This window comes from Cognatilysobacter terrigena, from assembly GCF_004361065.1.
Lineage (GTDB): Bacteria > Pseudomonadota > Gammaproteobacteria > Xanthomonadales > Xanthomonadaceae > Cognatilysobacter > Cognatilysobacter terrigena.
Genome location: NZ_SELT01000002.1, coordinates 220,551 through 245,521 on the forward strand (window position 1 = coordinate 220,551; position 24,971 = coordinate 245,521).

At 67.7% G+C, this 24,971-nt stretch carries 25 protein-coding genes; 14 read left to right on the forward strand and 11 right to left on the reverse strand.

The window, feature by feature from the left end; all coding sequences use genetic code 11:
• Positions 1-44: 44 nt before the first annotated feature.
• On the forward strand, positions 45-515 hold the full coding sequence (gene bfr / locus EVS83_RS02830) for a bacterioferritin (protein ID WP_133499384.1): 471 nt from the start codon (positions 45-47) through the stop codon (positions 513-515).
• Positions 516-521: 6 nt separating this feature from the next.
• Here the strand turns inward: bfr and EVS83_RS02835 are convergent, their stop codons facing one another.
• Entirely contained in the window at positions 522-1,118 is a 597-nt protein-coding gene (locus EVS83_RS02835) for a DUF4126 domain-containing protein (protein ID WP_133499386.1), read from the reverse strand.
• A 95-nt stretch (positions 1,119-1,213) separates the two neighbouring features.
• On the opposite strand from EVS83_RS02835, the gene EVS83_RS02840 reads away from it, so the two are divergent.
• The 3 genes from EVS83_RS02840 (at position 1,214) to nudC (ending at position 3,244) form a co-directional block, all read left to right on the forward strand.
• Positions 1,214-1,903: a DUF6776 family protein gene (locus tag EVS83_RS02840; RefSeq protein ID WP_133499388.1), complete on the forward strand. Its 690-nt coding sequence runs from the start codon at positions 1,214-1,216 to the stop codon at positions 1,901-1,903.
• A gap of 64 nt (positions 1,904-1,967) precedes the next feature.
• A complete protein-coding gene (gene erpA, locus EVS83_RS02845; protein ID WP_133499495.1) occupies positions 1,968-2,336 on the forward strand; it encodes an iron-sulfur cluster insertion protein ErpA in 369 nt (122 codons plus the stop codon).
• On the forward strand, positions 2,333-3,244 hold the full coding sequence (gene nudC, locus EVS83_RS02850; protein WP_133499390.1) for an NAD(+) diphosphatase: 912 nt from the start codon (positions 2,333-2,335) through the stop codon (positions 3,242-3,244). Before erpA ends, nudC begins: the two co-directional genes overlap by 4 nt.
• Here nudC and EVS83_RS02855 read toward each other — a convergent pair whose 3' ends face one another.
• The 3 genes from EVS83_RS02855 to EVS83_RS02865 form a co-directional block, all read right to left on the reverse strand.
• The gene (locus EVS83_RS02855) at positions 3,245-3,655 is read right to left on the reverse strand and encodes a DUF2752 domain-containing protein (protein ID WP_342774916.1); all 411 of its coding nucleotides are present in this window, start codon (positions 3,653-3,655) and stop codon (positions 3,245-3,247) included.
• Positions 3,655-4,020, reverse strand: a complete 366-nt coding sequence (locus EVS83_RS02860; RefSeq protein ID WP_133499392.1) for a CD225/dispanin family protein — start codon at positions 4,018-4,020, stop codon at positions 3,655-3,657. Before EVS83_RS02860 ends, EVS83_RS02855 begins: the two co-directional genes overlap by 1 nt.
• A gap of 63 nt (positions 4,021-4,083) precedes the next feature.
• Positions 4,084-5,964 (reverse strand): MFS transporter, encoded by a 1,881-nt coding sequence (locus EVS83_RS02865; protein ID WP_133499394.1) that lies wholly within the window; start codon positions 5,962-5,964, stop codon positions 4,084-4,086.
• 113 nt (positions 5,965-6,077) lie between these two features.
• Here EVS83_RS02865 and EVS83_RS02870 point away from each other — a divergent pair, with 113 nt between their 5' ends.
• From EVS83_RS02870 to EVS83_RS02880, 3 genes are read left to right on the forward strand one after another with little or no spacing between them, the layout of a single operon-like run.
• Entirely contained in the window at positions 6,078-8,516 is a 2,439-nt protein-coding gene (locus EVS83_RS02870; RefSeq protein ID WP_246022750.1) for a catalase, read from the forward strand.
• Between the two features lie 45 nt (positions 8,517-8,561).
• Positions 8,562-9,074, forward strand: coding sequence for a hypothetical protein (locus tag EVS83_RS02875; protein ID WP_166636777.1), 513 nt, complete (start codon positions 8,562-8,564; stop codon positions 9,072-9,074).
• A 50-nt stretch (positions 9,075-9,124) separates the two neighbouring features.
• Positions 9,125-9,406 carry a hypothetical protein gene (locus EVS83_RS02880; RefSeq protein ID WP_133499398.1) on the forward strand — a complete coding sequence of 94 codons (282 nt, stop codon included), beginning with the start codon at positions 9,125-9,127 and terminating at the stop codon, positions 9,404-9,406.
• A 9-nt stretch (positions 9,407-9,415) separates the two neighbouring features.
• Here EVS83_RS02880 and EVS83_RS02885 read toward each other — a convergent pair whose 3' ends face one another.
• Positions 9,416-9,895 carry a YaiI/YqxD family protein gene (locus EVS83_RS02885; RefSeq protein ID WP_133499400.1) on the reverse strand — a complete coding sequence of 160 codons (480 nt, stop codon included), beginning with the start codon at positions 9,893-9,895 and terminating at the stop codon, positions 9,416-9,418.
• Complete coding sequence (gene dbpA / locus EVS83_RS02890; protein WP_133499402.1) at positions 9,892-11,277, reverse strand: ATP-dependent RNA helicase DbpA; 1,386 nt, start codon at positions 11,275-11,277, stop codon at positions 9,892-9,894. The genes EVS83_RS02885 and dbpA overlap by 4 nt, the downstream gene beginning before the upstream one ends.
• Positions 11,278-11,850: 573 nt before the next feature.
• Here dbpA and EVS83_RS02895 point away from each other — a divergent pair.
• From EVS83_RS02895 to EVS83_RS02905, 3 genes are all read left to right on the forward strand, one after another.
• Positions 11,851-12,936 carry a DNA-methyltransferase gene (locus EVS83_RS02895; protein WP_208108670.1) on the forward strand — a complete coding sequence of 362 codons (1,086 nt, stop codon included), beginning with the start codon at positions 11,851-11,853 and terminating at the stop codon, positions 12,934-12,936.
• Positions 12,936-14,060, forward strand: a complete 1,125-nt coding sequence (locus tag EVS83_RS02900; protein ID WP_133499406.1) for a CfrBI family restriction endonuclease — start codon at positions 12,936-12,938, stop codon at positions 14,058-14,060. The genes EVS83_RS02895 and EVS83_RS02900 overlap by 1 nt, the downstream gene beginning before the upstream one ends.
• A gap of 193 nt (positions 14,061-14,253) precedes the next feature.
• Entirely contained in the window at positions 14,254-15,528 is a 1,275-nt protein-coding gene (locus EVS83_RS02905; RefSeq protein WP_133499408.1) for a DUF445 domain-containing protein, read from the forward strand.
• Between the two features lie 12 nt (positions 15,529-15,540).
• Here EVS83_RS02905 and EVS83_RS02910 read toward each other — a convergent pair whose 3' ends face one another.
• Positions 15,541-16,089: a c-type cytochrome gene (locus tag EVS83_RS02910; protein ID WP_133499410.1), complete on the reverse strand. Its 549-nt coding sequence runs from the start codon at positions 16,087-16,089 to the stop codon at positions 15,541-15,543.
• A gap of 126 nt (positions 16,090-16,215) precedes the next feature.
• Between EVS83_RS02910 and EVS83_RS02915 the strand changes: the two genes are divergently transcribed.
• The gene (locus tag EVS83_RS02915) at positions 16,216-17,586 is read left to right on the forward strand and encodes a M28 family metallopeptidase (protein WP_133499412.1); all 1,371 of its coding nucleotides are present in this window, start codon (positions 16,216-16,218) and stop codon (positions 17,584-17,586) included.
• Here EVS83_RS02915 and EVS83_RS02920 read toward each other — a convergent pair.
• Positions 17,580-17,870: a hypothetical protein gene (locus tag EVS83_RS02920; protein ID WP_133499414.1), complete on the reverse strand. Its 291-nt coding sequence runs from the start codon at positions 17,868-17,870 to the stop codon at positions 17,580-17,582. The two genes, EVS83_RS02915 and EVS83_RS02920, sit on opposite strands and share 7 nt — an antisense overlap.
• Before the next feature lie 241 nt (positions 17,871-18,111).
• Between EVS83_RS02920 and EVS83_RS02925 the strand changes: the two genes are divergently transcribed.
• The 3 genes from EVS83_RS02925 (at position 18,112) to EVS83_RS02935 (ending at position 21,165) form a co-directional block, all read left to right on the forward strand.
• Positions 18,112-18,354 carry a hypothetical protein gene (locus EVS83_RS02925; protein ID WP_133499416.1) on the forward strand — a complete coding sequence of 81 codons (243 nt, stop codon included), beginning with the start codon at positions 18,112-18,114 and terminating at the stop codon, positions 18,352-18,354.
• Positions 18,351-18,677, forward strand: coding sequence for a hypothetical protein (locus tag EVS83_RS02930; RefSeq protein WP_133499418.1), 327 nt, complete (start codon positions 18,351-18,353; stop codon positions 18,675-18,677). Before EVS83_RS02925 ends, EVS83_RS02930 begins: the two co-directional genes overlap by 4 nt.
• A 472-nt stretch (positions 18,678-19,149) precedes the next feature.
• The gene (locus EVS83_RS02935; protein ID WP_133499420.1) at positions 19,150-21,165 is read left to right on the forward strand and encodes a PAS domain-containing sensor histidine kinase; all 2,016 of its coding nucleotides are present in this window, start codon (positions 19,150-19,152) and stop codon (positions 21,163-21,165) included.
• A 1-nt stretch (position 21,166) separates the two neighbouring features.
• On the opposite strand, the gene purD is transcribed toward EVS83_RS02935, so the two are convergent.
• The 3 genes from purD to purH all read right to left on the reverse strand — a co-directional run bounded on the left by purD (position 21,167) and on the right by purH (position 24,952).
• Positions 21,167-22,462, reverse strand: a complete 1,296-nt coding sequence (gene purD / locus EVS83_RS02940) for a phosphoribosylamine--glycine ligase (RefSeq protein WP_133499422.1) — start codon at positions 22,460-22,462, stop codon at positions 21,167-21,169.
• Between the two features lie 65 nt (positions 22,463-22,527).
• Entirely contained in the window at positions 22,528-23,319 is a 792-nt protein-coding gene (locus EVS83_RS02945) for a hypothetical protein (RefSeq protein ID WP_133499424.1), read from the reverse strand.
• 34 nt (positions 23,320-23,353) lie between these two features.
• Positions 23,354-24,952 (reverse strand): bifunctional phosphoribosylaminoimidazolecarboxamide formyltransferase/IMP cyclohydrolase, encoded by a 1,599-nt coding sequence (gene purH / locus EVS83_RS02950; RefSeq protein WP_133499426.1) that lies wholly within the window; start codon positions 24,950-24,952, stop codon positions 23,354-23,356.
• Between the last annotated feature and the right edge of the window lie 19 nt (positions 24,953-24,971).

Below are 24,971 nucleotides of genomic sequence, written 5' to 3' on the forward strand. Positions count from 1 at the left end.
TCGGGCCGGTTTAGAGTGCCCGCTCCGCGTCACGGAGCCGGCCCATGAAGGGCGATGCCAAGGTCATCGAGTTTCTCAATCGCGCGCTCTACAACGAGCTGACCGCGATCAACCAGTACTTCCTGCACGCCAAGATGCTGAAGAACTGGGGTCTGAAGGAACTCGCGGAGCACGAGTACCACGAGTCGATCGACGAGATGAAGCATGCGGACAAGTTGTCCGAGCGCATCCTCTTCCTCGACGGGCTGCCGAACTTCCAGGCGCTGGGCAAGCTGCGCATCGGCGAGAATCCGCGCGAACTGCTCGGCTGCGACCTCGCGCTTGAATACGAGGCGTTGCCGCTGCTGCGCGAGGCGATCGCGTATTGCGAGCAGGTGCAGGACTACGTCAGCCGCCAGCTGTTCGCGGACATCCTCGAATCCGAGGAAGAACACATCGACTGGATCGAGACGCAGCTCGCGTTGATGGATCGCCTCGGCGACGCGCTCTACCTGCAGTCGAAGATCGAAGGCTGATCGCGGCTAGGCGGCCGGGCGCGGGCTTCCGAAGCCGCGCCGCATCACGCCGCGCACCCGTCGCCACAACCATGCGAGCGCAAGCGCGACGAGCAGGCTGATCGCGAGCACCAGCACGAACGCCGCCACCGGATGCGCGATCAATAGCGCGAGCAGGCCGATCGTGGCGGTGTCCTCGCCCAGCGATGCGCCCCAGTTGGTAACCGGCTCCGGCGAGATGTTGAGGAGCGCGCGCGTGCCGGACTTGAGGCCGTGACTGGCCAGCGCGACGCCCGCGCCCGTCGCCAGCGCACCTGCACCGAGATGCCCATCGGGCGATAGCGCGGCCGCAGCGAGGAACGCGCCGACCGGCACACGCAGCAGCGTGTGCACCAGATCCCACGCCGAATCCACGCCGGGGATCTTGTCGGCGAAGAATTCGACCAGCGCGAGCAGGCCGGCGACGCCGATCACCCACGGGGACTGCGCCGCCTGCAGCGCGGGCGGGAGGTCGAGCCAGCCGAGCGCGCCGGCAAGGCCGACGCCGAACACCGTCAGGTAGACGCGGATTCCAGCGAGCCAGGCGAGGACCAGGCCTAGCGCGAACAGCGGGGCATCGGACATGGGGGAGTCTCCGGAGCGCCGCTGCCATGGAACGGCCGGCCGTGTCGACGTGGCGTGGGCATACTGCAGCCACTGCCGCTTCGCCCAAGGCTGCCATGACGCCCCGACCGACGCCATCCGCCGTCGCCCGCACCGGTTTCGGACTGGTCGCGGCGCTGTTCGTCTTCCTGCTGGCCCTGCTGTTCGGCGCCTGGGGCGTATGGCAGGTCGCGCGCACGTCGCACGCCTCGCCCTGCGACCCGCACGCCACCGACGCGCTCACGCAGCGCGTCGCGACGCTGGAGCGCTCCGACCAGGTCAGCCGCGCGGCCAATACCAAGCTGCAGTCGACCCTCGCCGAGCGCGAGGAGCAGATCGCGCAGCTCAAGGCCGACGTCGACTTCTACGAGCGGCTCGTCGGTGCGACGGGCCAGCGCCACGGCCTCAGCGTGCACGCGCTGCAACTGCATCGGCAGCCCGGCGGGGCGTGGCACTTCAGCGCCGTGCTGACGCAGAACCTCGATCGTGCGGCGGTCAGCACCGGCACCCTGACGCTTGCGATCGAAGGCAGCCGGCAAGGCGAGCTCGAGACGCTCGACTGGCCGACGCTGCGCCAGCAGGCGAACGCGGCGGGCGCGCCGTACTCGTTCCGCTACTTCCAGCAGGTCGACGGCGACGTGTTCCTGCCGGCCGGGTTCACGCCCGCGCGCATCAACGTGCGCCTGCAGCCGCGCGGCGGCGCGGTCGTCGAGCATGCGGTGACCTGGGCCGAGGCGACCGGGAACACCACCGCGGCGACGCGTTGAACGCAGCGTCGCGGCCTTGTTGGCCGGGCGTTGCGCCACCCGCTGGTATCCTGAGCGCATGGAAATGATCGACCTGCCGACGGCGCCGGGCTACCAGTCGCTCGAGCGGCCGCTGGTGTTCACCTCTGCCGCCGCGGCGAAGGTGCGCCAGCTCATCGAGGAAGAAGGCAACGACGCCCTCAGCCTTCGCGTCTACATCCGGGGCGGCGGCTGCTCGGGCTTCCAGTACGGCTTCGAGTTCGACGAAGAACGCGCCGAGGACGACCTCGCGGTCGAGACCGATGGCGTCACGCTCGTCGTCGATCCGCTGAGCCTGCAGTACCTGATGGGCGCGGAAGTCGACTACACTGAATCGCTGCATGGCGCGCAGTTCGTGATCCGCAATCCGAACGCGAAGACCACCTGCGGCTGCGGATCCTCGTTCTCCGCATGACGTCCCCATCCGACGCGCCGTATTCGCTCGTCGGAGACGCCACGTGCCTTGCGCCGCTGGATCGCGCGGAACACCTGCGCGGGGATGCGGGGGCGCTGTCGATGCTGTGGATCAACGGCTGCGTGCTTCGCCTCGACGGCGAAGGACGCGCGGCGGTCGATGCATCGGGCGATCCGGTCATCGAGCGTGGCGACGCGCGACCCGAATCGCCGAGCGATGCCTATTTCCTTGGACTCGACGCAGCCGGTCGCGGCTGGTTCGCGCTGACGCATGCCGATCTCGGCGATGCGCGCGTCGACCTGCGCACGGCGGCCGCGTCGTGGCCTGCGGTGGCAGCGAGCGCGTTCGCGACGGCGCATGCGCTGCACCACTGGCATCTGCGCAACCGCTATTGCGGCAGTTGCGGCGGCGAAGTCGAGTTCGTGCGCGCGGGCTGGCTCGGCCGTTGCCTGCGCTGCACGCGCGAGCACTATCCGCGCGTGGATCCGGCGGTGATCGTCGCGGTCGGCAACGGTTCGCGGCTTCTGCTCGGACGCCAGGCGGCGTGGCCGCCGCGCCGGCATTCGGTGATCGCGGGATTCGTCGAGCCCGGCGAAACGCTCGAGCACGCCGTCGCGCGTGAAGTGATGGAAGAGACCGGGGTGCGCGTGCTCGGCTGCCGTTATCTCGGCTCGCAGCCGTGGCCGTTCCCGACGTCGCTGATGATCGGTTTCATCGCGGCGGCGGAACCGGGGGACGTGCGCAGCAGCGACGAACTCGAAGATGCCCGCTGGTTCGAACGCGAGGAGATCCTCGCTGCGCTTGCCGCCGAAGAACGCGGCGAAACCGACGATGCGCCGCTGCTCATGCCGTCGAGGGTTTCGATCGCGCACTGGCTCGTGCGCGAGTGGTTGGCCGCGACGGCCTGATCAGCCTGGGGCGAGCGCCTTGAACGGCGCGTAGGGCAGGTTGCGCAGCACGCCGAAGACGAGCGCGGCGACGATCCACGCGCGGCCGTTGAATGCGATTCGGCGAATCACGCCGTCGAGCAGGCGCCGACGCATGAGCTGTTCGAGCGCATAGGTCGCGAGCACCGGCAGACCGATCAGCGCGAGCACGTTCATCGATGCGGCGCTGGCGATGTCGCCGTGGACGAGCGCGTGGAGCATGCGCGTCATGCCGCAGCCCGGGCAGTAGAGCCCGGTGAATGCGCGGAACAGGCAGCCCGGGAACGGACTGCCTGCCGCGTTCGGATCGAAACGATAGAGCAGGGCGACACCCGCGACCGCCGCCGCGCCGAGCGCGACGACGATCGTATTGCGGCGGGCGTCGGACGCGATCAACGGCCCTGCATCCGTTCGATCTGCTGCAGGCGCTCGGTGTAGCTCGCCATGCCGCCGGTGGCCATCATGCCGATGTTGATGAGCAGGCCGAGGGCGCACAGGCCGGTCGCGATCCAGCACCACAGCCTGGCGGAGTCGGACGAACGCTTCGCCTCGGCGAAATCGCCGCGATCGAGCGCGCTGTTGACCTTGCTCGCGAACACGATGCCGACGATGCCCGGCACGGTGCCGACGATGCAGCAGAAGCAGAGCGAGGCGATGGTGACGATGATCGCCCACACCATGTAGTTGGGCGTCGGAACACCACCGGCCTGCGGGGGCATCGGCGACGGGGGCGGCATAACGGGCGGCGGCGTGCTCATGGTGCGTCCTTGGTCAGGGGTCGAGGAAAAAACGTACGGTCGGGGATGCTAGCAGCGGGCCGCTCAGGCCGCAGCGCCGCGCAGCGCGCGAACCTGAGCTTCGAGCGCTTCGGCTGTCAGGCCCGTCCCATCGACCGGCAAGTCGGCGACCACGTCGACATGCGCGCGGAACCGGCGCGGCACGCGCGCGCGGCCGAGGCGTCCGTCGCGACGGCTCCACATGCTGGCCCACATGCCGCGCAGTGCCATCGGCACCACCGGCACCTGGCGGCGTTCGAGGATCTTCTCGACGCCCGACTTGAACGCCGCGATCTCGCCGTCCTTCGTCAGCCCGCCTTCCGGGAAGATGCCGACGAGTTCACCTTCGGCCAGCGCCGCATCGATCTCGTCGAACGCCTTCTGCATGAGCGCAGGATCTTCGCGCGCGCCGGCGATCGGAATCGCTTTCGCCGTCTTGAAGATCCAGCGCATGACCGGGACGTTGAAGATCCTGTAGTACATGACGAAGCGCACCGGCCGCGGAATCGTGCCGGCGAGGATCAGCGCGTCCATGTAACTCACGTGGTTGCAGACGATCAGCGCGGGGCCTTCGTCGGGAATCGCCTCGATGCCCTTCGCGCGTAGTTTGTAGAGCGAGCGGACGAGCACCCAGCTCATGAAGCGCATCGCGAACTCCGGCACGATGCTGAAGATCCACAGCATCACCAGCGCATTCGCAATTGCGAGAGCGAGGAACAGCTGCGGCACCGTCCAGTGCAGGTAGCGCTGCAATGCGATCGCGCCGAGCGCCGCGATCACGATGAACACCGAATTCTGGATGTTCATCGCCGCGATCACGCGCGACAGCTCCGCCTTCGGTGTGCGGCTCTGGATCAGCGCGAACAGCGGCACAACGAAGATGCCGGCCGACAGGCCGACGCCCGCCAGCGCGATCGCGATGCGCCAGCCACCCGGTGCGGCGAGGAACTCGCGCAGCGACAGCCCCGTCGCCGGCGGCGCACCGGTGCGCGCGAAGTACAGGTCGAGCAGGAACGCCGTGATGCCGAACGCACCGACCGGCACTAAGCCGATTTCGACCGTGCGCGCCGACAGCTTCTCGCACAGCACCGACCCCACGCCCGTGCCCACCGAGAACAACGCGAGCGCGAACAAGTACAGCTTGCCGTTGCCGAGGTGGACGTCTGCATAAGCCGGCAGCTGCGATGTCAGCACCGTGCCGACGAACCAGAACCACGACACGCCGAGAATGGAGTTGCGCACCGCGAGCTGCTTGCGCGCCATCCGCAGGATGCGCAGCGATTCGGGGAAGGGATTGAAGCTGATGCGCAGGTCGGGCGCGTTCGCATCCGAATGCGGGATCGCGCGACAGACCACGTAGCCGAGCACCGCGAGCGCCAGCACGGCGCCCGCAGCGATCAATGGCGCCTGCGCATGACCTAGCGCGAAGATGCCGCCGCCGACGAGCATGCCGACGAGGATGGCGACCGACGTGCCCATCTCCACCAGTCCATTGCCGCCGGTGAGTTCGCGCGGCTCGAGCACGGCGGGCAGGATCGAATACTTCACCGGCCCGAACAGCGTCGCGTGTAGGCCGGTGAGGAACAGGGCGACCATCAGCACCGGCAGGCTCTTCATCGCGAAGCCCACCGCTGCCACCGCCATCACCGCGATGCCGAACAGGTTGATCGCGCGGATCAGCCGCGACTTCTCGTACTTCTCCGCGATCTGTCCCGCGAGCGCGGAGAACAGGAAAAACGGCACGATGAAGATCGCGGGCGCGAGGTTCGCGTACAGCGTGGTCTGCGCCGTGCCCACCGCGAGGAAGCCGAGCAGGCCGATGATCGCCTGGCGGTAGACGTTGTCGTTGAACGCGCCGATGGCTTGCGTGGCGAAGAAGGGCGCGAAGCGTCGCTGGCCCAGCAGTTCGAATTGGTTGTGCGCCATTGCGGCCTGTCTCCCCGGGACGTCGCGAATCTAGCAGAGCGGCCGCTTGATTCGCGGATGAAATGCCCGTCACGTGCGCGCTCCTAGCCTGCGACTCCGCGGCGCGGTGCCGCATGGAGACGACGATGGCGGTGAAGAAGTCCAGCAGCGGCAAGAAGACGGCGAACGGCGCGAAGACGCGCACCACCGGCGGCAAGGCCGCGGCCCGCAAGACCGACAGCGGCAGCGCGAAGGGCCCGCCGCCCGGCACCGGCGATGCGCCGTCGGAAAAGATGGCGCAGACCCAGCAGGTCGCCGCATCGATGCCGGTCAATCGCGCCAAGCCGTCGGAATTTGCGAAGCGCGGCGCGATTGCGGTGGCGGACGAAGGCGAGCACGTGGACATCGAGCCCATCGTCGGCGCGAGCACGCTCACCGAGGTCAATGTCAACGACAAGGCGGGTGCGCCGGCCAGCATCGGCGAGAACCCGACGGTCGACCCCCTCGATCGCGTGCGCGTGGATTCCACCGGGCAGCGGCTCACGACCAACCAGGGCGTGACGATCTCGGACAACCAGAATTCGCTGAAGGCGGGCCTGCGCGGGCCCGCGCTTCTGAAGGACTTCATCCTCCGCGAAAAGATCACGCACTTCGACCACGAGCGCATTCCCGAGCGCATCGTCCATGCGCGCGGCTCCGGCGCGCACGGCTTCTTCGAGTGCTACGAGCCGCTGACCGACCTCACGATCGCCGCACCGTTCCAGGCGGCGGGCAAGCGCACGCCGGTGTTCGTGCGCTTCTCCACCGTGGCGGGCGAGCGCGGCAGCAAGGACACCGCGCGCGACGTGCGCGGCTTCGCGGTGAAGTTCTATACCGACCAGGGCAACTGGGATCTCGTCGGCAACAACATCCCGGTGTTCTTCATCCAGGACGCGATGAAGTTCCCCGACCTCGTGCACGCGGTGAAGCCCGAGCCGCATCACCAGATGCCGCAGGCCGCGAGTGCGCACGACACCTTCTGGGACTTCGTGTCGCTGATGCCCGAGTCGACGCACATGCTGCTGTGGCAGATGAGCGATCGTGCGATCCCGCGCAGCTATCGCACCATGCAGGGCTTCGGCGTCCACACGTTCCGGCTGGTCAATGCCAAGGGACGCGCGGTGTTCGTCAAGTTCCACTGGACGCCCGTGCTCGGCACGCATTCGCTGGTGTGGGACGAGGCGGTCAAGATTTCGGGCGCGGATCCCGACTACCACCGTCGCGATCTGTGGGAAGCCATCGAAGCCGGCCAGTACCCCGAGTACGAACTCGGTCTGCAGGTGTTCACTGAAGAGCAGGCGGAAGACTTCAGCTTCGACGTGCTCGACGCGACCAAGATCGTGCCCGAAGAACTCGTGCCCGTGCGCCCCGTCGGCCGTCTGGTGCTCGATCGCAATCCCGACAACTTCTTCGCCGAGACCGAACAGGTCGCGTTCTGCACCGCGCACGTCGTGCCCGGCATCGACTTCACCAACGATCCGCTGCTCGCCGGTCGCATCCATTCCTACGTCGATACGCAACTCACGCGACTCGGCGGGCCGAACTTCCACGAGATCCCGATCAACGCGCCGATCGCACCGGTGCACAACAACCAGCGCGATGGCTTCCATCGCCAGGCGATCAATCGCGGTCGTGTGTCGTACGAACCCAACAGCCTCGCGGGCGGTTGCCCGGTCCAGGCGGGCGCCGCGGGTTTCATCGCGTTCCCCGAGCCGGTCGAAGCCAACGAAGTGCGCGGCAAGCCCGAGAAGTTCGCCGAGCACTACAACCAGGCGCGGCTGTTCTTCGACAGCCAGACACCGATCGAACAGGCGCACATCATCGCGGCGTTCCGCTTCGAGCTGTCGAAGGTGACGGTGCCGGCGATTCGCGAGCGCGTCGTGTCGATGCTCGCCAACGTGTCCGATGCGCTCGCGAGTGGCGTCGCGCAGGGCCTCGGGATGGACGTGCCCGCGCCGATGCCGCCGCTGCTGGCGAAAGCGCCGAAGCCCGAAGTCGTGTCGTCCGATGCGCTGTCGCTGCTCGCGCGGCCGGGCGACGGCAGCATCCGCACGCGACAGATCGCGCTCGTCGTCGCCGACGGCGTGGACGGCGAGGCCGTGTCGGCCCTGCAGGCCGGCCTGCTCGCGGAAGGCGCCGTGCCGCGTCTCGTCGGCCCGCGCATCGGGCCGGTGCGCACGGCGGACGGCAGCACGCTCGACGCCGATGCGTCGCTCGAGAACGAACCCGCGTTCCTGTTCGACGCCATCGTGTTGCCGGACGGTGCCGCAGCGGTCGACACGCTGCTCGCGAACGGCCGCACGCTCGAAGGCCTCAAGGACCAGTACCGCCACTGCAAGACCATCCTCGCGCTCGGTGACGCACGCCGACTGATCGACGCCGCGGGTCTGCCGACCGAACTGCCCGACGGCACGCCGGATCCGGGCCTGTTGCTGATGGACAGCGGTGACGCCGACGCCGCGCTCGAGGCCTTCGTCGAAGCGGTTGCGATGCATCGTCATTGGGACCGCGAGACCGATCCGCCGCGCGTCTGACGGAACGCGGTCCGCGCGGGCGGGCCGATGTCCCTCGATGTGCCCGTGACCACGTCCCCCGCGGCGTGGCACGGGCCGATGGGCGGCGCCCGCTGCTGCCTCGCAGGCACGGATGATCCGTGGCGCGCCATCGCGCGCGACGGGGGATCTCCGATGAAGGGCATGCTGTTCCTGCGCACGGGCGTCGTGCTGCTGCTCGTGGGCATCGTCATGGGCATGGTGATGGGCGGACGCCACGACTTCACCTATGCACCGGTGCACGCGCACCTGAATCTCGTCGGCGGCGTGCTGATGATGGTCGCCGGCCTGTTCTACAACGCACGTCCCGACCTCGCCGGCCGGCTCGTCACCGCGCACTACGTGTCGCATGCGCTCGGTGGCGTGCTGCTGCCGATCGGCATCTACGGGTCGATCGCGGGCACGGCGTGGGCCGGCCCGGTGGTCGGAAGCGGCTCGGTACTCGCGCTACTCGCCCTGCTGCTGTTCGCGATCAACCTCTTCCGGCGCGCGCCGGCCAGCGTGACGGCCGCTGCACTCGACAGTGCGAGCGCTCCCTGAACAGGCGCAGCTCACGCGGCCTGCACCGGGCGACGGGTGACCCTACGCCCATGCGCTTTCTCGACGCCGAGCTCCACCCCATCGCCGCCTCCGACGCGGTGTCGCCGCTCGTGACCGCCGCGGCGATCAGCGGCATGACCGCATTGATGGGCCTCGCGCTCGGCAGCGGCATCGCGATCGCGCTGCAGCTGTTCCCGGGCGTTTTCCTCGGTGCGCTGCTCGCGCAGGCCGGCGTGTCGCCGCTGCGCACGCCATGGGCGATGGCCGCCTGCACGCCGCTGATCGGGCTGCTGATCGCCGGCAGCGCGCAGCTCGCCGAACTGATCGCCTGACGCGTCGAGTCAGGGTGTCGGCGCGGCCGGTGGCGGACGTCGCGCCAGCCAGCGATCAACGCCCGCTGCGAACGTCTGCCGATCGCGCGCATGGAACGGCGCGGGCCCGCCCGTCTGCACACCCGAACCGCGCAGCTCGTCCATGAAGTTGCGGATCGACAGCCGCTCGGAAATCGTGTCCTTCGTGTACGGCTCGCCGCGCGGGTTGATCGCGGTCGCACCCGCTTCGATCACCTTCGCCGCGAGCGGGATGTCCTGCGTCACCACCAGGTCGCCGGCACGCACGTGCGCCGCGATCTCGTCATCGGCCACGTCCGGCCCCTGCGGCACCTGGATCGCGCGCAGCCACGGCGACGTCGGCAACTTGATCCACTGGTTCGCGACGAAGATCGTCTCGACCTTCGCCCGGTTCGCAGCCCGCACGAGGATGTCGCGGATCACGCCCGGGCAGGCGTCCGCGTCGACCCAGATGCGCGTCGCCTCGCTCACAGGCGACGCACGCGAAAGCGCTTGGCCTTGATGCGGCCTTCCTGCAGGCGCGACAGCGCGCGCGCGACGTCCTCGCGACGCACCGCGACATAACTGCGCGTCGGAAACACATCGATCTTCCCGATCGCGGTGGCGGGCAGGCCCGCCTCACCGGTGAGCGCGCCGACGATGTCGCCGGGGCGCAGCTTGTCGGTGCGACCGCCGTCGATGCGCAGCGTGCGCATGGCCGCATGCCGGCCGACGCCATTGCGCAGCGGCGCGAGCGTCGGCTTGCGCAGCACGGCCTCGATGCCGAGCGCGGTTTCGATCGCCGCCAGGCGCGAACGTTCGCGGCCCGTGCACAGCGTCAGGGCGACGCCGCCACGCCCCGCGCGCCCGGTGCGGCCGATGCGATGCGTGTACGTATCGGCGTCGCTCGGCACGTCGTAATTGACGACCAGGCCGAGATCCTCGATGTCCAGCCCGCGCGCGGCGACGTCGCTGGCCACCAGCACGTCGCAACTGCCGTTGGCGAAGCGCACCAGCACTTCCTCGCGGTCGCGCTGTTCCAGATCGCCGTGGAGCGCGAGCGCATCGAAGCCCAGGTGCGCGAGCGACGACGCGACTTCATCCGCATCGCGCCGCATGTTGCAGAACACCACCGCGCGGCCGTCGTGGTGCGCGAGCAGCGCACCGGCGAGCGCAGCCGTCTTCTGCGCGGGTTCCACCTCGACGAACCGCTGCTCGATCGCCGGCTGGTCGACGTGCGCCTCGACGCTCACCTCCACCGGCTCGCGCATCGTCGCCTGCGCCACCGCGCGGATCGCGTCGGGGAACGTCGCCGAGAACAGCAGCGTCTGCCGCGTGCGCGGCGTCGCCGCGACGATCTCGCGGATCTGTTCCTCGAAGCCCATGTCGAGCATGCGGTCGGCTTCGTCGAGCACCAGCACGCGCACGTCGCGCAGCTTCAGCGCCTTCTTGCGCAGCAGCTCCTGCACGCGGCCGGGCGTGCCGACGATCACGTGCGGCGCGTGCTGATCCAGCGACGCCAGCTGCGGCGCCAGTGCCACGCCGCCGGTGAGCGTGAGCAGCTTGAGGTTGGGCACGCCCGTCGCGAGCTTGCGCACCTGCCGCGCCACCTGCTCGGCCAGCTCGCGCGTGGGGCAGAGCACCAGCGCCTGCACCTCGATGCGCGACGCGTCGATGCGGTGCAGCAACCCGAGCCCGAACGCGACCGTCTTGCCGCTGCCCGTCGGCGCTTGCGCGATCACATCGCGCCCCTCGATCAGCGCCGGCAGGCTCTGCGCCTGCACGGGCGTCATCTGCACGTGGCCGAGGGCGTCGAGGCCGGCGAAGAGGGCGGGGTCGAGGGGGAGATCGGTGAATTCGAGGGGGGAGGTCATGCGACATGTTAGCGGGCGGGCCCTAGTATCCACGCTGCGCGCGCTGCTCAGTTGTACTAGCCGAGCAGGGCCTCGAGCAGCTATCGGACATCGACTGCGTTTGGTTAGAGCCCGGTGCTCGAACCGACGCCACAAAGCGGCTTAGCGGCCGCGGTCATAGGGCGAAGAATTCGGATCTTCCGTTCGGCCTGCCGGTGCTGCAAGCCGCCTCGATACACTCCGCTTGCCCGAGAACCGCCCGTGAACTCGCATCCAAGTCTGAGATCGCATCGACACGACTATTTGTGGCGCCTCGCATGGCACCTGGCTACGAAGTGCGAGCTCGAGTCGTGCAGCCCGCCAAGTCGGTATCCGCGCGCATGCTCGACGACGCGTGACACTAGTCGAATAAGGCGGCTAAACAATTAGCCACGCGGTAAGCTGATCAGCAAATATCCTTCTCTCCGTCAAACGGTATTCATTGGGTGTGTTGTGCCTAGATCGAAGTCAACAGTAGCAACGCGTCGTGCATATGTCATTACGAGCACGAGCGAGGCCAAATGCGTTGCTACCAACTGGCTGGGTGAGTTCCAGTTGAGCCAAATCACAAGGTATGGCTTGCCGGAAGTTGACGACCGGTACCACGTGTGGCGGGTCCCTCTTAAGAAGCAACGGGGATCCGAAGTGTTAGGTGAGATTGTCATCGATGCATACACGGGCGAGGTCATCGTCGACAAGACCACACGGCCTGAAATTATTGAGGCCCGCCTGCTGAAGAAGGCCGAGGCTGCCGCTTCGAGCGGAAGGAGTAAAGCGACGTACGAGGTTTCGCAGCTGCGAAACACCATCGGGCTAGGTGACTGCGTTGAGTTGATGGCGGGAATGCCAGCTGAGTCGGTCGACCTGGTCTTCACTTCGCCGCCCTACTTCAACGCTCGTCCTCAGTACAGCGAATATGACGAGTACCAAAGCTACTTGCTCTTCATGAAGTCAGTCATTCGAGCGGCAGAGCGCGTCCTTAGAGAAGGTCGCTTTTTTGTCATGAATACCTCGCCCGTTCTGCTTCGGCGGGCGAGCCGTAACGAATCTTCGAAGCGGATTGCAGTTCCCTTCGATCTGCATGGTCTATTCATAGAGTGCGGCTTCGAATTCGTCGACGACATCATCTGGGTGAAACCCGAGGGCGCGGGATGGGCCACTGGACGCGGCCGGCGTTTTGCGGCCGATCGTAATCCGCTGCAGTACAAGGCTGTGCCGGTCACCGAGTATGTGCTGGTGTACCGGAAAAAGAGTCAGCGACTGATTGACTGGCATATTCGCAATCACCCGGACCGTGATCTGGTCGCCGCATCGAAGATTGGGGACGGATATGAGAAGACGAACGTCTGGCGCATACAACCGAATACGCGCTCGCCACATCCTGCTCCCTTTCCTATGGAGCTGGCGGAGAAGGTAATTCGCTACTATTCATTCAAGGGAGACGTTGTGCTCGACCCGTTTGCTGGCAGCGGGACATCGGGTGCGGCCGCAGTGAAGTTGGATCGACGCTTCGTTCTCTTTGATAACAACGAAAAGTACGCAACGTGGATACGCGATAGCGCGCAACAGTGGCTTGGCAAGCGGTTTAAAGAAGTGCTTCTGCTCAACATTACATCGCCCGCTTCAGAAGGACTGATCTGATGACCGAGTTGTTGGAGGCATTTCCCTCGTCCGCCGTTGCTCTCTTATCTGGGTCGGGGCGTGAGTTCATTAAGCGCATCGGTCAGGAGGCGGCGCGCGAGGCGGTGGCTGGCATCCTAAAGGGAGAGAACGTTCGAACTCAGACAGAGTTCCTTACGCGAGCCCGAATTACTCAACTCAATGCTGCACTCGTGGCTCAATTTGTCAGTCTGCACGACGGCGCGGATGATTTTTCCGAACGATTCTTCGATGCGGCAAGGGACGCCATCGCGAAGAAGAATCGTACCCATCCGGCTTACATCACTGCCCAATGGTTTCTCGGGCTAACTAACAAGTCGGTTCAGAACGTCTTGCGTGGTAGCTCCGATAACTTGGAGCAGTATGTAGCCCGACTTGATGAGGTGCTGGCGGAGTCGGCCTTAAAGGTCGAACAGTCGCTAGGCGAATACGCATTTACGATCTGGCGTGAGGGCGCCGAAGTCACGTTCGATTGGACTGATTTTGTTCGCTTGAGTACTGCGATCGGCGCTCAGACGTTGAGCGTACGGGGGTCAGACAAGTCGATGTACGGGAAGCTCTTCGAACGCCTAGTTTTAGGCAGTGCATTGACGCTACTTGGGTTCACGCTAGTGCCGCGGGGAGAAAAGAAGAGCGTGACGCGGGCGGGAGCGTTCTGGCTGTCCGATAGTGCAGACACGCGCGAGTGCGATGCGACCGCCGTAGTGGCTCCAGGTAAAATTGTCCGTTTCGACATCGGTTTCATCGGACCTGGAAATTCGGAGATATCAAAAGACAAGCTGTCGCGGTTCACGGCCGAGATTAATCAACAGGGCAAGAAGACGTACTCGAAGACAATCATCGTCGTGGATCGCTTGCCCCGGACGAACAAGACTCTGGACGCTGCTGCCGCGCTGAACGCGGATATCGTGCAGATGAGTATGAAGTTCTGGCCAATTGAGCTAGCGCAAAAGCTTCAAATGCAGGGATGGTCAAGTACGCTTGCGGGCATATCGGAGGCACGCGTTTCCGACTGGATTGATCGGAAGATGGACTCGATGAACCTGCTTCCCTTTATCGGAGACCTGTCCGTTAACGCGGCTGAGGAAGCGGACTCGGACGAGTAGGTTGCTATGCATTCCATCACGTTGCGATCTCGATGTTCGTGGACGTGCCCGCGTCGAAGCTCCGTATGAGACGAAATGGAGATGTCATGACAGGGCGCGCAGAGTTGCGCCAAAAAGAACGTCGATTAGTCATGGATCTTGTCGCTGAGCAGGCCTCGCTGATAAGCCTCCGGCCACCGCGGTAACCTGGATCTTGTCCGACACGCTTATTGACCCGCGCATCGCCGCCCTAAACAGCCGCAAGCGCATCGCCGCGGCGCTGCTGGTGTTCGCCGCACTCGTCCTCCTCGCCGCCCGCATCACCGAGCAGCACCTGCATCACTGGTCGCTCGCGCTTCTCGCCGCCATGGCCGAAGCCGCGCTCGTCGGCGGGCTCGCCGACTGGTTCGCCGTCGTCGCCCTGTTCCGCCATCCGCTGGGCCAGCGCTGGATTCCGCACACGGCGATCATCCCCACGCGCAAGGACGCCATCGGCGAGAGCCTGGCGGACTTCATCGCGAATCATTTCCTCGGGCGCGAGCAGGTGGCGGAGAAGCTGCGCGAGGTCGACATCGGTGCGGCGCTCGCGCGTCGGCTGACGGAGGCGGACACGTCGCGCGCGGTGGGGCGTGCGGTGGCACGCGGGCTTGCCCGCGTGCTCGACGTGCTGTCGGACGAGCGCCTGCTGCGCTTCGCGCACGACATGTCGCGCGAACGGTTGCGCAGCCTCGATCTGTCCGGTCTGGCCGCGCTCGGCATCGAGCGGTTCACCGCGGACGGCCGCCATCAGGCGCTGGTTACCGACGTGCTGCGTTTCCTGTCGGACAAGCTGCAGTCGCCGTCGGTGCAGGACGAGGTGAAGCGCCGCGTGGCGCGCGAGGTCGGCCGCGTGCTGCGCTGGCTGGGCGCCGACGAGTACGCGTCGAACCGCCTGATCTCGGCGGGCATCGAGCTGATCGGCGAGATGGCGGAAGATCCGGACCACGAACTGCGCCAGTACATCGAAACGCAGGTGCAGGGATTCGCCGCGCGCTTGCGCACCGACGAACGTTTGCGCGCCGAGGTCGATGCGTTTCGCGATCGCCTGCTCGACAGCGACGACTTCCTCGCTTACGTGCGCTCGCTGCTCGCCGACCTCGTGCGTTGGGTCGATGAGGATGCGGCGCGCGATGATTCGGTCATCGCAACGCGCGTCGCGCAGGGCCTGCACGCGGTCGGCGAACGTCTGCTCGAGGATGCCGACCTGCGCGACTGGGTGTCGTCCAGCGTGCGCGAGACGGTCGAGCCGCTGATCGACGAGCATCGCGATGCGATCCGTCGCTTCATCGTCGACCGCATCCGTCGCTGGAACGCCGAGGAGATGACGCGCGAGCTGGAGCTGGCGGTCGGCAGCGACCTGCAGTTCATCCGCTACAACGGCACGGCCGTAGGTGCGTTGGTGGGCGGACTGATCTTTGCGGCGTCGCGTCTGCTCGGGCTCGCGGGCTGACGCGAGTGACGGTCAGTGAGCCGGGACGTCGGGCGCGAGTGCTTTGTCGTCGCCGGCGAGCACGTGGTACTGCGCGGGCGTCATGTTGGGCACCTTGCGCAGGAACGCCACCAGCGACCACAGCTGCGGGTCGCTGTGGGTGCGGCCCCACGCGGGCATCGCGCTCATCTTGATCCCGTGCTTGATGATCCAGAACGCCTCGGCATCGTTGTCGATGCCTTCGTGGCCGAGATCCGGCGGCTGCGGGTACAGACCGGCGCGCAATGCGCTGTGTGTCTGATCGGGCGCGAGGTGGCAGCCCGTGCATTCCTCGGCGTACTCGCGGGCGCCGCTCGCCACCATCGACGCGTCGTCGAGGTTGGCGGGTACGCGCACGCTCTGTGCCGCGCGCTCGGTCGCGCTGTCGCGCAGGCGGTCGATCATGTGCAGGGTCAGCGGTGCGTGCGGAACGTCCGCACCGATCGGATAGAGGCCGGCGCCGACGTAGGCGTAGGCCGCCGCGCCTGCGACGGCGGCGACGGTGACGACGCCGATCAGGAATCCACGGACGGTGGGCGACATGCGGGCGGCTCCAGCGGCGGTGGGCGGACTCTCGCGCCGCCCCTGTGTGGAGCGCGTGGTGGTCGTCGCAGCACGCGGGCGCCTGCACGGCTACGCTGGGGCAATCGTCCGCAAGCCACCCGTCCCATGCGCCGCCACGCCCTCACGCTCGCCCTGACGCTCGCTGCTCCCGCCTTCGCCGCCGACGCGCCACAACCGCCCGCCGGCAACCCCAAGCTCTACGACATCGCCACCGCCCCCTCCGCGGCGCGCATCGAAGCCGACGTCCGCAAGCTCGTCTCCTTCGGCACGCGGCACACGCTGTCGGACCAGACGTCGGACACGCGCGGCATCGGCGCGGCGACGCGGTGGATCCATGCGGAGTTCGAGAAGATCTCGAAGGACTGCGGCGGCTGCCTCGACGTGCGCTACGTCGAAGGCACGGTGCAGGGCGAGCCGCGCATTCCGGGGCCGCTCAAGGTGATCAGCGTGATCGCGATCCAGCGCGGCACGAGCGATCCGAACCGCTACGTGATGATGAGCGGCGACATCGATTCGCGCGTGACCGACGTGATGAACGCGACGGCCGATGCGCCGGGCGCGAATGACAATGCGTCGGGCATGGCGGGCACGATCGAAGCGGCGCGTGTGCTGACGAAGTACAAATTTCCGGCGTCGATCGTGTACGGCGCGCTGTCGGGTGAGGACCAGGGCCTGTTCGGCGGCAAGTTCGTCGCGGCCGAGGCGAAGAAGAACGGCTGGCGCCTCGAGGCCGAACTCAACAACGACATGATCGGCAATTCATCGGGCATCAATGGCGTGGTCGACAACACCACGGCGCGCGTGTTCTCCGAAGGCGTGCGCATCGTCGAGACCGCGGACGAGGCGAAGCAGCGTCGCTTCGAGGGCGGCGAGCTGGATTCGCCGTCGCGCAACCTCGGCCGCTACATCGACCGCATGGCTGACTACGTGCCCAACCTCGATGTGATGATGGTCTATCGCCTCGACCGCTTCGGCCGCGGCGGTCACCACCGCCCGTTCAACGAGGCGGGCTATCCGGGCGTGCGCGTCATGGAGACCAACGAGAACTACGACCGCCAGCACCAGGATCTGCGCACCGAGAACGGCCGCCAGTACGGCGACGTGATCGAGGGCGTCGACTTCGGCTACGCGGCCAAGCTGACCGCGCTCAACGCGGTGAGCCTGGCCGGCATGGCCTGGGCGCCGCCGCCGGCGGCGGACGTCAAGATCGAAGGCGCGGTCACGGCAGACACCACGCTCAAGTGGTCGCGCCCCAGCGCCAAGCAGGCGCCGAACCTCGCGGGCTACAAGGTCTACTGGCGCCTCACCACCGATCCGCAGTGGACGCATTCGCGCTGGGTCGGCGACGTCACCCAGTTCACGCTCAAGAACGTGGTCATCGACAACTACTTCTTCGGCGTGGCCGCGGTGGCGAAGGACGGCACGGAGAGTCCGGTGGTGTTCCCGGGTGCGGCCGGGAGTTTCGGCGGCTACTGAAGCCGCGGGCGATCCGCCTCGGAGGCCGCGTTCGCGACGATCAATGCGGCCACCGCTTCGTTGCGGATGGCGATGTCGATCAGGGCATCGTCGTCGTCGCCCGCGATGCCGAAGCCGGTGAGTGCGATGGAATAACTGAGCTCGGGCGAAAGCGCAGCGAACGAAAGTACAACGGAACCGATCGCGTAGAGCGGGCCTTCGCGCGCGAGCGCGATCGGGTGCGGAAGGACCGTCGGGACGAGGACGCAGCGCCCATCGGCGCGGCCGTAGAGATCGAAACGCATAAGCCCTCCCACATCCGCAGATGACGATGCGGTGAGCAAAAAAGCCCCGGACGAGCCGGGGCCCTTCTACTGCCTTCTCCCTCTGACACCCCGTCGGGTGCTGTGGCCGGGAGGGAACCACGGCACCACCCTCCGCGCATTCGGATGCCGGGGGTGTGACGGCAGGGGCCCGTCGCATGCACGTAACGGGATGGGGAGGACGGTGGGTGTGACGCGAATCGCGCCGAAGCGGGATCGCGCCATGACCACTACCCATCTGTTTCCCGATGCGGGCGAGACGGCGCTCAACGCGCTGGACACCGCGGCCTGGAGTCGTGCGAACAACGAGGGCTGGCCGTCTCTGCCGGACGACCCCCAGCTGCCCGCACCCGCTCGCGTGGCGCCGCAGGTCGCACTGGCTGCGCCGGGCCGTGTCGTCGACATGCAGGCGTGGCGCCAGCGCGGCGGGGGCCGGAGCGCAGGGCGCGCTGCCGGGACGTCGTGATCGAACTCAACGGTTATGACATCAACACACGGCACGTCGCAGCCGTCGGCCCCGTGGCATGCACGCGAGCAAAGCGCTACGCGTTCGAGGTCATCTTCGTGGGCAGTGCGGGCGCATTGCGCCTGACATTCGATAAACAGGAGGACGCGATCGCCGGTCGCGCGCGCCTCATCGCGGACACGGAAGAACACGACGCGCCGCCCACGATCTCTGGCCGACGACCGTTCGCGGACGGCCCGGACGCCGGCGCTTCGCCTCGCGAGTCGATCATTCGGCGCGCACGCGAAACATTCGCCGGCGCGGGGCAGCCGGCGTTGCGATGAATCGAACGTCGGTCGTCGTACGCGATCGCCAGCCGTAGCGTGGCGGAGGTCGGACGCGGGAGCCACGCGAGGCGGGTTCGGGGGCACGCGCCGACGCCGGGACGGTCATGCCGTGCGTGGCGGAACGAGCGGCGGCTGACCCGCCCGTCTTGTGTGCCTTCGGCGCCCGAAAGTGAGGACATCCGGCGCGATTGCAGGCGCGGTGAAACGGCTCGCCCACGGGCACATCCGCGGGGGCTGCGACATCACCCCGCGAACCCTCAAGAGCGCGGTCACCGACAACGACTTTTCTGCGGGGCCGCGGCGGCGAAGGACGGGACGGAGCGCCCGGTCGTCCCGCACGCCGAGCGGCAGCTTTGGCGGGCGCCGATGCCCGGCCGCGCATCGGCCGTCGAGCGCGCTCCGGAGACGTTAATCCCGTTGATGGGCCGACACGTTCATACTGTCGGCTCCTGCCGCCACCGGACCGTCCGTGGCCATCCGCTTCGACGCGCTGTTCCAGAACTCGACCAACGCCTACATGGTGTTGGATCGCGAGTTCCGTTACATCGAAGCGAACCGGGCCTACGAGCTGCTCACCGGCCTGTCGCGTGAGCAGCTGATCGGGCGCGGCCTCTTCGAGTTGGTCCCCGGCTCGGCCAACGACGACGGCTCGTCGCAGGCCAGCGTGCTGCGCCGCTCGCTGGCGCGCGCGTTCGAGACGGGCGAGCGCGACGTGCTCGCGCTGATTCCGTACGCGATCACGGTCGACACGCCGAACGGCCCCGTCACCGACATGCGCTACTGGAGTGCGACGCACACGCCAATCCGCGACGAGTCCGGCGCGGTGGTGGCGGTGATGCAGCACACCACCGACGTCACCGAAGTGCAGCACCTACGCGAGGAGCTGCGGCGCGCGCGCGAGGCCACGGGGCTGACCCAGGAGCAGGCAGAAGAGGGTGTGCTGTCGCGCGCGGCGGTGGTGCAGCGCACCAACGAGCGGCTCAGTACGCAGCTGGACTTTGTGGATGACCTGCTCGAGCAGGCGCCGGGATTCATGGCGGTACTGGTCGGCCCGGAATACCGCTTCGAGCGCGCGAACGCCGCCTACGAAGCGCTTGTCGGCAAGTCCGGGCTGGTCGGCCGGACGCTGCTCGAAGTGGTCCCCGAGGTGGAAGAGCAGGGCTTCATCGCGCTGCTCGATCAGGTGCGCGCCAGCGGCGAGCCGTTCGTGGGGCGGGGCGTGCCGGTGGTGATCATCGACGGCGAGCGCGGGCCCGTCACGCGCTTCGTCGACTTCATCTACCAGCCCATTCGCGGCGCCAGCGCCCAGATCGACGCGATCTTCGTGCAGGGCGCCGACGTTACCGATCGCGAGACGGCGCTCGCCGCTGCGCGCGACAGCGAAGCACGCTTCCGCACGATCGCCGACCTCGTGCCGCAGATGATCTGGTCGACGCTGCCGGACGGCTATCACGACTACTACAACCAGCGCTGGTACGACTTCACCGGCGTGCCGGTCGGTTCGACCGACGGCGAAGCCTGGGCCGGCATGGTCCATCCCGAGGACCAGCCGCGCGCGTGGGCGCGCTGGCGCCACAGCCTCGCGACGGGCGACCCGTACGAGGTCGAATACCGCCTGCGCGATCGCAACGGCGTCTACCAGTGGGTGTTGGGCCGCGCACTGCCCGTGCGCGACGACGCCGGCGCCATCGTGCGCTGGATGGGCACCTGCACCGAAATCGACGATCTCAAGCGCACGCAGCAGGCGCTCGAGCGCAGCGAGAACGCGTTGCGCGTCGCCGATCGCCAGAAGGACCAGTTCCTCGCGACGCTCGCGCACGAGCTGCGCAATCCGCTCGCGCCCATCGTCACCGCAGTGCAGCTGCTGCGCATGGCGCCGGAGCGCGAAGCCACGGTGCGGCAGGCGGCGGAGATCATCGACCGCCAGTCCACGCACATGCGCAACCTGGTCGAAGACCTGATCGACGTTTCGCGCGTGACGCGCGGCCTGTCGGCGCTGCAGAAGCGCACGGTGCGGTTGTCCGACGTGGTGGCGGGTGCGATCGAACAGACGCAGCCGCTGATGGCGCGTCGCAACCATCACCTCACGGTCGACGACCGCAGCGACGGCGTCACGCTCGACGCCGATCCCGTGCGCCTGACGCAGATCCTCACCAACCTGCTCAACAACGCGGCGAAGTACACGCCGTCGGGTGGCAAGGTGAACGTCGATGTTCGCGTCGAAGGCGATCAGGCCGTGGTGCGCCTGCAGGACACCGGCGTCGGCATGGATGACGCGCTGCTCGCGCGGGTGTTCGGGCTGTTCGAGCAGGCGGAAGCGACGCCGGAGCGCGAACATGGCGGCCTCGGCATCGGTCTCGCACTCGCGCGCAGCCTGGCGCAGTTGCACGGCGGCACGCTCACGGCGTCCAGCGCGGGTCCTGGCCTCGGCTCGACGTTCGAGTTGCGTCTTCCGCTCGTATCCGCCGCGGTGACGGCGGACTGATTCAGCGCGCCGCGCGCTCGCGTTCGATCGCGCGCCAGCCGATGTCGTGGCGGTGGAATTCGCCGTCCCACGAGATCCCCGCCACGAGCGCGTACGCACGCTGCTGCGCTTCGGCGACGGTATTGCCGAGCGCGCATGCGCACAGCACGCGCCCACCTGCCGTTTCGACGTGTTCGCCGACCAGCTTGGTGCCCGCGTGGAAGACCTTCGCGCCCGGCTCTTCGTCCGGTACGTCCCACTGGTTGATGACGTCGCCGGTGCGCGGCGTGTCGGGATAGTTCGCCGCCGCCATCACCACGCCGAGCGACGCACGCGGATCCCACTCCGCCTGCACGGCATCGAGTCGGCCCGCGATGCCCGCTTCGATGAGATCGACGAGATCGGATTGCAGGCGCAGCATCACCGGCTGCGTTTCCGGATCGCCGAAGCGCACGTTGAATTCGATGACCTTGGGCGCACCGTGCACGTCGATCATGAGGCCGGCGTAGAGGAAGCCGGTGAACTCGACGCCATCGGCCGCCATGCCGCGCACGGTGGGTTCGACGATCTCGCGCATCACGCGTGCATGCACGTCGGGCGTTACCACCGGTGCAGGCGAATAGGCGCCCATGCCGCCGGTGTTCGGGCCGGTGTCGCCGTCGCCGACGCGCTTGTGGTCCTGGCTGGTCGCCATCGGCAGCGCGGTGCGGCCGTCGACCATCGAGATGAAGCTGGCTTCCTCGCCGTCGAGGAACTCCTCGATGACGACGCGCGAGCCCGCATCGCCGAACGCGTTGCCGGCGAGCATGTCGCGCACCGCGGCTTCGGCTTCGTCGAGCGTCATCGCGACGATCACGCCCTTGCCGGCCGCGAGGCCGTCGGCCTTGATCACGATCGGCGCGCCCTTCTCGCGCACGTAGGCGAGCGCGGCGTCGACGTCGGTGTGCACCGCGTAATGCGCGGTGGGAATGCCGTGGCGCGCGAGGAAATCCTTCGCGAACGCCTTGCTGCCTTCCAGCTGCGCGGCCGCGGCGGTCGGGCCGAAGATGCGATGGTTCGCGGCGCGGAAGCGGTCGACCACGCCTGCGACGAGCGGCCCTTCCGGGCCGACCACGGTGACCGAAATGCCTTCGCGCTCGACGACGCCGAGCAGGCCGTCGAGATCCGTCGCCTTGACGTCGATGTTGCGGCACTTGGCTTCGCGCGCCGTGCCGGCGTTGCCGGGCGCGACCAGCACCTCGGAGACGCGGGCGGACTGCGCGAGCTTCCAAGCGAGCGCGTGCTCGCGGCCGCCGGAGCCGATGACGAGGATCTTCATGCGCGAATCGATTTCGGGGGACGCAGCAGTTTACGGGACGCGCCGCGGCCCGCGCTGCTCGCTCGTCAGTCGCTGACGTCGCAACCGCGGTTGCGCAGGTCGCGCGCCGACACGCGATAGCCGTAGGCGTCGCGCGGAATCGGGATCGTGCGTTCGACGTCATCGCCGTGGCGCGTGCCGCTCACCTGCAGCTGCAGCGGGTAGAAGCCGTTCTCGACGTGCGATGCATCGGCCTGCAGCGTGCACTCGAGCTCGAGCAGGCGCTTTCGACAGCCGCGCGAGGTCGCCGGCATGCACGCGCCGCGGTTGGTGACGACCGACGTCAGCATCAGCAGGTCGCGCAGTTCGCCGCTGATTTCCGCGTACAACGTCAGCGTGGCGCGACGCGGCATCGCCGTGGCGTCGTGCCGGGTGATCACGAAGCCGGTGTCGGCCGGCCCGAGCGCAAGGAAGCCGACGTCGCCCATGCGCGCATCCACGCCGCGCGCGGAAATGCCGCGATACCGCGTGCGCAGCTGCGCCGGGTCGCGACGCGTGGCGCCCGCGCGGAGCACGAACAGGTCGATGCTGGGTGCAGCCGCCGACGTCGCGGACGGCGAGGTGCAGACCGCGACGCGGCGCTCGCGCGTCTGCGCGCCCGAGTCGAGGCAGATGCGGCGCGTCGACGAGGCGTCGTCGCCCGCGCCTTTCCAGTCGCCCTTGATGCGCGGCGTCTCGTGCTCGTAGTCGACCGCGAGCACGCGCACCACGTCGCGGTCGGAGACCACCGGGTCGGCGGGCGGCGGGGGAGGCGTGCGCGGCGCCGCGACCGCGGCGCCTGCGGTCGCGAACAGGAGGAGAAAGGAAACCCGATGCATGCGCGGAGTGTCCGGGGGCCGCGCGAAGCCGGCGTCAGTGGCGGAAGTGGCGGACGCCCGTGAACACCATCGCCAGCCCGTGCTCGTCGGCCGCGGCGATCACTTCCGCGTCGCGCATTGAGCCGCCGGGCTGGATCACCGCCTTGATGCCGGCCTCCGCCGCCGCGTCGATGCCGTCGCGGAACGGGAAGAACGCGTCGGACGCCATGACCGAGCCCGGCACGACGAGGCCGGCGTCGTTCGCCTTGATGCCCGCGATGCGCGCGGAGTACACGCGGCTCATCTGCCCGGCGCCGGCGCCGACGGTGCGGTGATCCTTCGCGTAGACGATCGCGTTGGACTTTACGAACTTGGCGACGCGCCATGCGAACAGCAGGTCGGCCATTTGCGCGTCGGTCGGCGCGATGTTGGTGACGACCTTGAGCTCGTCGCGCGTGACCTCGCGGATGTCGGCCGTCTGCATCAGCAGACCCGAGCCGACGCGCTTGACGTCCATGTTGTTGCGGCCATCGCCGTGCGGAATGCGCAGCACGCGCACGTTCGCCTTCTTCTTCGCGTAGGCGAGCGCGTCGTCATCGTAATCCGGTGCGATCAGCACTTCGACGAACTGGCGGTCGAGGATGGTCTTCGCCGTCGCGCCATCGAGCTTGCGGTTGAAGGCGATGATGCCGCCGAACGCGGACGTGGGATCGGTGGCGTAGGCCGCCTCGTACGTGTCGGCGCAGTTGGCGCCTTCGGCGACACCGCAGGGATTCGCGTGCTTCACGATCACGCAGGCCGTGTTCTCGAACTGGCGCACGCATTCCCACGCGGCGTCCGCGTCGGCCAGGTTGTTGTACGAGAGTTCCTTGCCCTGTAGCTGCGTGAACGTCGCGAGCGTGCCCGGCACCGGCCACAGGTCGCGGTAGAACGCGCCCTGCTGGTGTGGATTCTCGCCGTAGCGCAGGTCCATCACCTTGATGAAGTTCGAATTGACCTGCTGCGGGAACGGCGACAGCGCGGCGCGGCCGTCGTCGCCGATGCTGCTGATCGACGACAGATAATCGCTGATGCGTGCGTCGTACTGCGACACGCGATTGAATGCAGCGACCGCGAGCGCGAAACGCGTCGCGGCCGACAGCGTACCGTCGTTCGCGTCGAGTTCGGCGACGATCGCGCCGTACTGCGTCGGGTCGGTCGCCACGGTGACGCGCGCGAAATTCTTCGCCGCCGAACGCAGCATCGCCGGGCCGCCGATGTCGATGTTCTCGATGATGTCGTCCATCGTCGACGACGGATCGATCGAAACCTTCTCGAACGGATAGAGGTTCAGCACGAGCAGGTCGATCGCGCCGATGCCGTGCTGCGCCATCACCGCGTCGTCAGTGCCGGCGCGACCGAGCAGGCCGCCGTGCACGATCGGATGCAGCGTTTTGACGCGGCCGTCCATCATTTCCGGAAAGCCGGTGAGCTCGCTCACGTCGCGCACCGCGAGGCCCGCATCGCGCAGCGCTTTCGCGGTACCGCCGGTGGAGACGAGTTCGACACCGTGGCGCGCGAGCGCCTGTGCGAGCGGCAGCAGACCGGCCTTGTCGGAGACGGACAGCAGGGCGCGGCGGAGCTTCACCGACGGGCCGTTCGGGGCAGCGGTCATGGCGGTTTCGTGCGACGTG